Origin of the sequence: Lentzea indica (assembly GCF_012184385.1) — a bacterium.
GTDB lineage: Bacteria > Actinomycetota > Actinomycetes > Mycobacteriales > Pseudonocardiaceae > Lentzea > Lentzea indica.
Genome location: NZ_VSRL01000527.1, coordinates 1 through 1,661 on the forward strand (window position 1 = coordinate 1; position 1,661 = coordinate 1,661).

Below are 1,661 nucleotides of genomic sequence, written 5' to 3' on the forward strand. Positions count from 1 at the left end.
ACAGCGCACGCCAACCACACCTGCTGGTTCGACGGTGCAAGCATGCCCACCTCCACACCTGGCGGGAGCTGCCGCAACTCGTTCGTGCTCGACCCGGGCGCCTGGCGGCGTACACCAACCGCGCCGAGCTGCCCGAGGTCGCGAGCGTCCTTCAGCAGCAGCTGGAGAAGGCCGGGTTCACCGTGCAGCAGGACGTGCGCGAGTACACGCAGATGGAGGCCGACCTCCTCGCGGGCAAGTACGACGCGTTGGTCTTCTCGCGCGTGACGCTGCTCGACACCGGTGACGCGGTCGCGTTCCTCGCGAGCGACTTCACCAGCACGGGCGTCTACAACATCGCCCGACTCAAGGATTCTCGGGTCGACCAGGCCATCGCGGCCGCCGCCCAGGAGAGCGATACCGCGCTGCGGCAGCAGAAGATCATGCTGGCCGAGGCGGAGATCCTGCGCACGGACGCCGTCGTGCCGCTGGTCCACGAGAAGGTCGTGCAGGGCATCAGCACGCGCGTCGAAGGTGTGGTGCTCGACCCGCGCGAGCGGTCGCTGATCACCGTCGGCACCCGCCTGAAGTAGCGGGAGGATGAGCAGGAGCGCATCGGCCGGTATCGGTCGCGTCGTCGCCGGTACCGGCCTGCTGGCCGCCGTCGCACTCTTGCCGTGGCTGTCCGGCACCGACCCCGCGCTGGCCGTGCTGCGCGCCCGTTCGGCGGACCAGGACCCCAGTCCCGCGCAGCTGGCCGCCGTGCGGGAGCAACTGGGCCTGGACCAGGGACCGTTGCCGCATCTCGCCCAGTGGCTGGGCGGGCTCCTCCGCGGTGACGCGGGCGTGTCGTGGGTGTCAGGCGAACCGGTGCTGCCCGAGGTGGCGACCGCGTTCGCGGTCTCGGCCACGCTGATGCTCGGCGCGCTGGTGGTCACGATCGCGGTCGCAGCACTGGTCTGCGCCCGCACCTTGCGGCTGGGTGCGGGGCTGAGGCTGCGAGAGGAGCGGTCTGGCGCGGTGGCGGCCTTCCTGGCCGCGCTGCCGAAGTTCCTGCTCGCCTCGCTGCTCGCCACCGTGTTCTCGGTGTGGCTGGGCTGGTTCCCGTCCAGCGGCTGGGACGGGCCGGCGTCGATGGTGCTGCCCGCACTCGCTCTCGGAGTGCCGTCCGGGGCCGTGATCGGCGGCCTGCTCGACCAGGCACTGCCGGCCGCGTTCACCGAGCCGTGGGTGCGGACCTGGCACGCCTGCGGGTTCCCGCCCGGCTACATCGCCCGGCACGGGCTGCGCGGTGCGGTGGCCGGCGTGCTCCCGCAGCTGCTGCCGACCGTCGTGGCCCTGGTCGGTGGCGCGGTCGCGGTGGAGAAGATCTTCAACATTCCCGGTCTCGGCCGGCTCGCCCTGGACGCGGCCGTGGCCAGGGACCTTCCGCCGTTGCAGACCGCGACGCTGGTTCTCGTTCTGTTGGGCGTCGTCGCTGGCCTGCTTTTGCGTGCCGTGCGTCGTGGTCTGCTCGGCCCGGCGCTGCGCGCCGGCGCCCTGCCCGCGCTGAACCCACCGGTACTGCGACCCCACCGCTTCACCCGGTGGATCGCCGGATCCTGCGCGCTCGCGTTGCTGACGCTGGTCGTCGCGGGGTTGGTGCGCGATCCGCTGCACGTGGACATGGCGGCCAGGCTGGC

Annotated in this window: 1 protein-coding gene and 1 pseudogene; both read left to right on the plus strand. The window is 72.1% G+C overall.

The window, feature by feature from the left end:
- Positions 1-572 (plus strand): annotated as a pseudogene (locus FXN61_RS49295) (hypothetical protein); the annotation flags it as partial.
- A gap of 7 nt (positions 573-579) precedes the next feature.
- Positions 580-1,661: ABC transporter permease (locus tag FXN61_RS49300; protein ID WP_167980617.1), on the plus strand; the 1,082-nt coding region annotated here is incomplete at its 3' end.